The following is a 7,425-nucleotide window of genomic DNA, read 5'->3' as shown; positions in this document are numbered from 1 at the left end:
AGCACCCCGACGAGGGTGTGCGGGGTGCTAACGCCGTTAGCACCCTTGCGGTGGGGGTGGTTTCCGCTCGGCCGGTTGGTGGGGACGCCTCCCCCGGTGCGGGGGCCGGTCGGTGGGCCCGGGGTGGGGCGGAGCCCGTCCAGGATGGTGCGCAGCGCAGGCGGCGGGCGCCGCCTCTGCCCTCTCTCCGGCTGTGCTTGCGCCGGAACCCGTCAGTTCGTCCCGCACCGCTCTGTGAGGAATCGCAATGGCTTCCCTTCGCCGCCTCGGCACGCTGCTCACCGTCGTCCCCGTGACCGGTGGCGCGGTGGCCGCCCTCCTGGCCTGTGCCCCGCCGTCCACGGCGACCGGTCACCACACGCCGGTGCCGGTCCGGCACGCAGCTGCCGTCACGGCGGGCACGGCGCACTCGGGGCGGCCTGCGGTCGAGGGCCGAGGCCGGCTCCTGGACCGCCTGGTCACCCTCAGTGCCGAGCAGGTGTCCCTCGACGTCTGCCTGCCCTTCCATCCTCCGCAGGCCTCTCTGTTGGGCGGACTGCCGAAGGTGTCGCGGCCCGCGGCCGGCCTCGACACCACGGACAAGGCGTACAAGGACCTCCGGACCCTGTGCACCACCCACGAGGGCCGGTTGAACGCCGTCGCCGCCCGGCTCGCCCCGGTGGCGGAGCGGGCCCGGCCCCTGCTGGCCACGCCGCAGGGCAAGCGGGCTCTCGAGCCGGTCATGGACCGGGTCGCCGAGGAGTTCCACTTCGACGCCGCCCAGCGGGCAGCACTGCCCTTCGCCGTCGCGGTCGCGACGGGCGTGCCCGTCGTCCACATCGGCTGAACCGCTGCCGGGGTGCCCCGCAGGTCCGCCACCGCGACGGACGGCCCCGGTGGTGCGAGGGTGAGGTGAGGGCGGTACCGCGCAGGAGGGTGCGGAAAGGCAGGGACGATGGGGCTGACCAGTACGACCTTCTTCGTCTTCCTGATCGCCCTGACCGGGCTGTCCGTCCTCGCGGCACTGCTGCTGTGGGGGCGCGTCCGGGGGCCGCGCTGGGTCCGGTGGCCCGTCCACCTCCTGATGATCCTGTTGTGCCAGGCCACGGCCATCGCGACGGTGGCCACCTGGATGAACAACAGCTACGGCCTCTACGTCTCCTGGAGCGACCTGCTCGGTACCGAGCAGGCGGGCACGATCGGAGCGATGACCGGCCCGCCGGTCGGACGCGCCACGTTCACCGACAACGGGAGCGGCGTCCTGACGACGTCCTTCCGTGGCAGCCACTCGAAACTCGCCGGTCAGGTGCTCGTCTGGACTCCGCCCGGATACTCGAACCCCGGTGCCGACAGGACCCGCTACCCCGTGCTGATGCTCCTGCACGGGGTGCCCGGTACCCCGCAGACCTGGCTCGACCTGGGTGGCATGCCCGGCGCGTTGGCGCAGGCCGTGAGCCAGGGCCAGACGCACCCCTTCATCCTGGTGATGCCGGTCGTCGACCCGGGCGGGGTCGACACCGACTGCAGCGACACCCCCCGGAGCCGGGTGGCCACCTGGCTCGCCCGCGACGTCCCCGCCCTCATCGGCCATCACTTCCGCACGCTGTCCGGCCCGGGAGCGTGGGGTCTGATGGGCATCTCCACCGGCGGGTTCTGCGCCGCGAAACTCCCGCTCCAGTACCCGGACGTCTTCGGCGCGGGCGCGGCCATGGACCCGGACCCCCTCACCGGCGACCCCGACGTGCTGCCCGACCCGAAACTGCGGGAGGTCAACAGTCCGATGTGGCTGGTGCGGCACGCCAAGCCTGAGCCGCGTGCCGCGCTGTTCGTCGCGACGTCCCGCCAGGACCCGGACAGCCCGCCCCGGTACCTCGCCGAGTTCGCCGCGGCCGCCGAGGGTACGAAGGTGAAGGTCACGACCTTCGTACTCCCCACCGGCGGCCACAACTTCGACACCTGGCAGCGCATGTACCCGGCGGTCCTCCCCTGGCTCGGCACCCACCTCGCCGCTCCCGAGCCCAACCCCGCCGGGCCTTAGGGACGTACCGGGGAAGGGTGCGCTCCTGCTTGGCCTAAGGGGGGCCCGGGGGACCGGTTCCGCGCACTAGCCTCCGCGGGGAGACCGGACACGGCCGACCCCGAAGAGGACTCCGAACACTGTGACGTCGCCGAAGAAGAAGACACCTACCGCCGAGGTCCCGCCCCGCCGTCCCCCGCGGCCGGTCGGCAAGGCCCCGGACACACCCAAGCTCCTCGCTGCAGCGACTCCCCCGCGGCCCAAGGCCTCGACGCCTCCGAGCCCCGGGGCGGTCGACCGGGCTGCCTGGCGGATCCGGCGCCTGGCTTACGACGACCTGCTCGGTCCGGATCGCTGGAAGGAGTGGGAGGCGGCGAAGCGCGACTTCAGATCAGCACTCAGCACCAGCTCCGTGCCCGGAGGCGGGCGCGTCAGCAAGGAGCTGGCGGCGCAGATCAAGATCCAGGACCGTTGGCTGAAGGCCCGCCTCGACGCGGACCGGGCCCAGAAGAACGTCGCGGTCTGCCTCGCCGAAGCCAGGACCCTGCTCGTGCTGAAGGTCCTGGCCCAGCAGCACGAGGCGTACTGCGAGGCCTGGGCGGGCATGAGCGCCGCCGCCAAGCGCGACGCCGATGGCGTCAGGAAGAGATTGCGCAGGGCTTTCGACGAGTTCTCGCGGGAAGTGGCGAAGAAGCAGGGGAGCGACGCCCTCCAGAGGAGTGCCCAGATCCAGTTCCCGTCCCAGTGCACCCCCATCCCCCCGGACTTCCCGTTCGCCGACGTGATCCGTCAGTGGCCGGACACCATCGTTGCCGCAAGCCCTGCCACGTGGACGGACGTCGGTCTCCTGCGGGCCTTCTACCTGTACTGCCGGTTGCTGGCCGGGCAGTCGTACGCCATCGACGAGCAGACCTTCCACGTCCTCGACCACACGGAGTACGCGGAGTTCGCGACGGAGGTCTCGTACCTGGGCGTGGACGAGGTCCACGCCCACCGGGCCTTCCAGCAGGCCTGCCGGTGGTACGGGAAGCAGTAGCCGGTCCGGCGCGAGGGACTAGGGCCGACGCAGGTCCGAAGGAGGGATCCCCACCGCCCGTGCCCAGGACACACTCGGGCTGGTCCATGGCCCCGGGCGCCTGTGCGCCCCGGAGTGCCGAGCTCGCGACCGACCGGAATACTCCATGAACCTCGAAAACAAGATCGTCGTCGTCACCGGAGCAGCCAGCGGCATCGGCCTGGGCCTGGTGGCACGGTTCATCGCCGAGGGCGCGACCGTGATCGCCTCGGACCTGGCGACCAGCCTCGGCCGGGAGCGGGCCGGCGCGCTCGGCGCCCGTTTCGTGGCGGCGGACGTCAGCCGGGAGAGCGAGATCGAGGCTCTGGTCAAGAACGTGCTGGCGGACGAGGGGCGGATCGACCTGTTCTGTTCCAACGCCGGCATCGGCACGCGCATGGACGGCCTCTCGGGCGACGACGCCTGGGACCGGATCATCGACATCAACTTCAGGAGCCAGGTCTGGGCCGCCCGCCACGTCCTGCCCGACATGCTCGAGCGGGGGGAGGGCTACCTGCTCAACACAGCGTCCGCCGCCGGGCTGCTGACCGAGCTCGACAGCATCGGCTACGCCTCGACGAAGCACGCCTCGGTCGGCTTCTCCGAATGGCTCGCCTTCACCTACCGGGACCGCGGCGTGCGGGTGTCGGTGCTGTGCCCCGAGGGCGTGCGCACCCCGATGGCCGATCAGGCCCCGTACCTCCTCCACAACGCGATCGGTGTGCAGGAGGTCGCCGAGACCGTCGTCGGTGCGCTGCGCGAGGAGCGTTTCATGATCACGACTCATGAGACGACGCTCGAGCGGTTCCGCTCCAAGGCCGCCGACTACGAGGGGTACATCGCCTTTCTCGCCGCGCGCCGCGGGCAGGTCCTCGGCTCCTGAGGCTTCTCTCCCCGTGCGGTGGTCCGGCCGGGGGGCGGATCACCGCACGGGAAGCCCGCGCAGGGGGAACACGGCCTCGCGGGTGGCGAGTACGGCCTGGTCGGTGAGGTCCGCCGGGTGGTGATCGGTGCGCCAGTCACGCCAGTGGGGGACGCGTCCGTCGGTCATCCGGGCCAGCACGTGCTGCCGGGTGCGGGCGTAGACGTCCTCCTGCCAGGAGACCGGGACCACGGTCTCGGGGGGCACCGGCCGGTGGGCGGCGATGCCCACGAGGTGGGTCCATGAACGGGGCACGACGTCGAGGGCCGCGTAGCCCCCGCCTCCGAGCGCCACCCACCGGCCGTCGGCGTACGCGTGGGCCAGTTCGTGACAGGTCTCCTGCGCCGCCCGCTGGGCGTCGAGCGAGACCACCAGGTGTCCGAGGGGGTCCTCGATGTGGGTGTCGGGGCCGTGCTGGGTCACCAGCACCTGCGGGCGGAAGTCCCCCAGGAGCTCGGGGACGACGGCGTGGACGGCCCGGAGCCAGGCCTCGCTCCCGGTGCCCGCGGGGAGTGCCAGGTTGACCGCGGTACCCCGGGCCGCCGGGCCGCCGGTCTCCTGCGGCCGGCCGGTCTGCAGGGAGAGGGTCGCCGGGTGTTCGTGGACGGACACGGTCAGGACCCGGGGGTCGTCCCAGAAGGCCGTCTGGACGCCGTCGCCGTGGCGCACGTCGAGGTCGACGTGGGCCACCCGCTCGGCCCCGAGGGCCAGCAGCCGGGCGACGGCCAGGGCGGCGTCGTTGTAGATGCAGAAGCCCGCCGTGCTGTCCGGCATGGCGTGGTGCATGCCTCCGGCGAGGTTCACGGCGTGCTCGGCCTCGCCCCGCCAGACCGCCTCGGCGGCCGCGACCGACTGGCCGGCGATCAGGGCGGCGGCCTCGTGCATCCCGGCGAAGGCGGGGTTGCCGGGCATGCCGAGCCCGTAGGTCCCGTCCGCCGCTCCCGGGTCGGCGGACAGCGCGCGTACGGCGGCCACGTACTCCGCGTGGTGCACGAGCGCCAGCGTCGCGTCGTCAGCGGGCGGAGCCGCCCGTACCTCCAGCTCCCGGTCCAGGCCGAGGGAGCGGATCAGGCTCATGGCCAGGACCAGGCGCATGGGGTCCAGTGGATGCCGGGGGCCGAAGCAGTAGTCCGTGACGCCCTCGTCCCACATCAACAACCCGCGGCTGCTCATGTCAGCCACGGTATATCGCGGTGCCGGGGTCGGCCCCGGCCTGCCCGCGAGCCGGTGCGCAGGTCATGCGCGCGGGGCATCGGAGGGACCGTCCTGGACCCAGAGGCGGTTGAGCGGCCGCGGACCGTCGCCGGCGACCGGGTCGAGCGTCTCGACGAGGCGGGCGGCGAGGCGGAGGAACGCGTCGAGGCTGTCGTGCCCGAACTCCTCCAGCGCGGGGCGCAGGGCCGCATCGGCCTTGCGGACCGTCTCGTCCGTCACCTCCGCGCCGTGGGCGGTCAGGCGGTTCTCGACGATCCGGCCCCGGCCGGCGGTCCGTTCCACGATGCCGTCGGCCTGCAGCTGCTTCAGGATCGCCCCGCAGGCCTGGGGCGTGTGGCCCGCTGCCCGGGCGAGCTCGGACGCGGAGGCGCCGGGTGTGCGCCTGAGCTCCCGCATCACCGTCCACTGGCTGAGTGTGAAGCCCATCGGCTGGATGACCGACTCGACCCGGACCGCGAACAGGTGCTGCACGGTCCGCGCCATGGCGCCGGCGTTGACCGCGAGGGGGAGGTCGCCCTGGAATCTCATGGATCCATCATATACAGTACTTTCTATATTGAAAATTTCTTCTATATGGAAGATTGGTTCATTGCCCATGCCTGCCCTCAAGAACCACGGATCCGCGACCGCGGCGCCTGCGGGCCGCACCACGGCCGGCGGGCCGCCCGGCTGGCTCGTGTTCCTCCTCGCGGCGTCCTGCGGCCTGACCGCGGCGAACCTCTACTACGCCCAGCCCCTGCTGGACCTGCTCCGCCAGACCTTCCACCTCAACGAGGGCACCGTCGGCACCCTCATCACCGTGACGCAGATCGGCTACGCCGCGGGCATGCTGCTGCTGGTGCCGCTCGGCGACCGGCTGGAGAACCGCCGGCTCATCTCGACCCTGCTGGTGGTCGTCACCGTGGCCATGGCGGCGGCCGGCCTGGCGCCGGACTTCGCCGTCCTGCTCGTCGCGGCCCTGATCGCCGGAGCCGCGTCCGTCGTCGCCCAGATCCTGGTCCCGTTCGCGGCGGACCTCGCTCCCGACCACACGCGCGGCCAGGTCGTCGGACGCGTCATGAGCGGTCTCCTGGCGGGCATCCTGCTCTCCCGCACCCTGGGCAGCCTGCTCGCCGAGGTCGCCGGCTGGCGCGTGGTCTACCTGGCGTCGGCGGTCCTGATGGGCGTGCTCGCCGTGACCCTGCGCATGGCCCTGCCCCGGCGCACCCCCACCGCGCAGGGCAGCTACGGCAGCCTCCTGCGCTCCACGTTCCGGCTGGTCCGCGTCCACCCCGTGCTGCGGCGCCGCGCCGTCTACCAGGCCGCCATGTTCGGCGCCTTCAGCGCCTTCTGGACCACGATCTCCTACGTCCTGACCGACTCGCCGTTCCACTACTCCCAGATCGGCATCGGCCTCTTCGCCCTGGTCGGCGCCGGCGGCGCGCTCGTGGCACCGGTGGCGGGCCGCTGGGCGGACCGCGGGCGCGGACGGATCATGACCGCGGCCGGCTTCGTCCTGGCCATCTGCGCACTGCTGCTGGCCATGCTCGGAGCGCACCACATCGTCCTCCTGGTCGCCGCGGCCGTCCTGCTCGACGTGGCCGTGCAGAGCACGCTGATCGTCGGCCAGCACGCCATCTACCAGCTCGACCCCGGTGCGCGCGCCCGGCTCAACAGCATCTACATCGCGACGTTCTTCCTCGGCGGGGCGATCGGCTCCCAGCTCGGGTCCATGGCCTTCCGCTTCGGCGGCTGGAGCGCCGTCACCGGCTGCGCCGCGGTCCTGCCGGCCCTGGCGCTGCTGCTGTGGCTGACCGACCGGACCGGCGGGCACGTCCTGCGCCGGGAGCGAGGGCTGCGGGCGGCCTGCGCGCGAATGGCGGGTGCCCCGGACCGGCACGCGTGCTGACGCCCGAGGGGCCGGCGCGCCAGCCCGGACTCGTCGAAGGGGCGGCGCGCGGTGCGCTCGAAGACGTCGATCGTGCGTGACGTTCCGGTCGGAGCCTGCCGTATGGCGCCCGGCCCCGAGCGAAAGGCGTCCGGCGGTCGCAATACCGGCCGGTCATCACGGCCCTGGCGGGATCCCTCGCATCGTGCGGCCGGCGTCCCGTCCCGCCGGCCTCCGCGCCTAGGCCGTCTCTTCCGGATCTTGCCTGACCCGCGCCTCCCCCAGCTACCGCTGGGAGGTGCCCCCAGGCACCGCACCTCGCCGCGTTGTCGGGCCCACCCAAGTACGTCCAGTAATCGGGCGACCCTCCG

At 72.6% G+C, this 7,425-nt stretch carries 7 protein-coding genes; 5 read left to right on the top strand and 2 right to left on the bottom strand.

All coding sequences use genetic code 11. The features are described from left to right. The first annotated feature begins 247 nt into the window (after positions 1 to 247). The 4 genes from AB0O40_RS17910 (at position 248) to AB0O40_RS17895 (ending at position 3,933) form a co-directional block, all read left to right on the top strand. Complete coding sequence (locus AB0O40_RS17910; RefSeq protein WP_365041962.1) at positions 248 to 826, top strand: hypothetical protein; 579 nt, start codon at positions 248 to 250, stop codon at positions 824 to 826. Positions 827 to 934: 108 nt separating this feature from the next. Beyond that, entirely contained in the window at positions 935 to 2,017 is a 1,083-nt protein-coding gene (locus AB0O40_RS17905) for an alpha/beta hydrolase-fold protein (RefSeq protein WP_365041959.1), read from the top strand. Between the two features lie 391 nt (positions 2,018 to 2,408). Continuing rightward, positions 2,409 to 3,032 carry a hypothetical protein gene (locus AB0O40_RS17900; RefSeq protein WP_365041956.1) on the top strand — a complete coding sequence of 208 codons (624 nt, stop codon included), beginning with the start codon at positions 2,409 to 2,411 and terminating at the stop codon, positions 3,030 to 3,032. A 145-nt stretch (positions 3,033 to 3,177) separates the two neighbouring features. Further along, positions 3,178 to 3,933 (top strand): SDR family oxidoreductase, encoded by a 756-nt coding sequence (locus AB0O40_RS17895; RefSeq protein WP_365041954.1) that lies wholly within the window; start codon positions 3,178 to 3,180, stop codon positions 3,931 to 3,933. 39 nt (positions 3,934 to 3,972) lie between these two features. Here AB0O40_RS17895 and AB0O40_RS17890 read toward each other — a convergent pair whose 3' ends face one another. Further along, positions 3,973 to 5,145, bottom strand: a complete 1,173-nt coding sequence (locus AB0O40_RS17890; RefSeq protein WP_365041951.1) for an acetoin utilization protein AcuC — start codon at positions 5,143 to 5,145, stop codon at positions 3,973 to 3,975. Between the two features lie 63 nt (positions 5,146 to 5,208). After that, the gene (locus AB0O40_RS17885; RefSeq protein WP_365041948.1) at positions 5,209 to 5,715 is read right to left on the bottom strand and encodes a MarR family winged helix-turn-helix transcriptional regulator; all 507 of its coding nucleotides are present in this window, start codon (positions 5,713 to 5,715) and stop codon (positions 5,209 to 5,211) included. Between the two features lie 67 nt (positions 5,716 to 5,782). Between AB0O40_RS17885 and AB0O40_RS17880 the strand changes: the two genes are divergently transcribed. Beyond that, positions 5,783 to 7,075, top strand: a complete 1,293-nt coding sequence (locus AB0O40_RS17880; RefSeq protein WP_365041945.1) for an MFS transporter — start codon at positions 5,783 to 5,785, stop codon at positions 7,073 to 7,075. Positions 7,076 to 7,425: the final 350 nt, after the last annotated feature.

Source organism: Streptomyces sp. NPDC089919 (assembly GCF_040684615.1).
Taxonomy (GTDB): Bacteria; Actinomycetota; Actinomycetes; order Streptomycetales; family Streptomycetaceae; genus Streptomyces.
The sequence above is the reverse complement of the archived record's forward strand: the minus strand, read 5'-3'. Positions and strand labels throughout refer to the sequence as shown.

Bases quoted from the DNA above. Each gene is read 5' to 3' on its own strand.
- AB0O40_RS17910 (WP_365041962.1), top strand. From the start codon at position 248: ATGGCTTCCCTTCGCCGCCTCGGCACGCTGCTCACCGTCGTCCCCGTG.
- AB0O40_RS17905 (WP_365041959.1), top strand. From the start codon at position 935: ATGGGGCTGACCAGTACGACCTTCTTCGTCTTCCTGATCGCCCTGACC.
- AB0O40_RS17895 (WP_365041954.1), top strand. From the start codon at position 3,178: ATGAACCTCGAAAACAAGATCGTCGTCGTCACCGGAGCAGCCAGCGGC.
- AB0O40_RS17890 (WP_365041951.1), bottom strand. From the start codon at position 5,145: ATGAGCAGCCGCGGGTTGTTGATGTGGGACGAGGGCGTCACGGACTAC.
- AB0O40_RS17885 (WP_365041948.1), bottom strand. From the start codon at position 5,715: ATGAGATTCCAGGGCGACCTCCCCCTCGCGGTCAACGCCGGCGCCATG.
- AB0O40_RS17880 (WP_365041945.1), top strand. From the start codon at position 5,783: ATGCCTGCCCTCAAGAACCACGGATCCGCGACCGCGGCGCCTGCGGGC.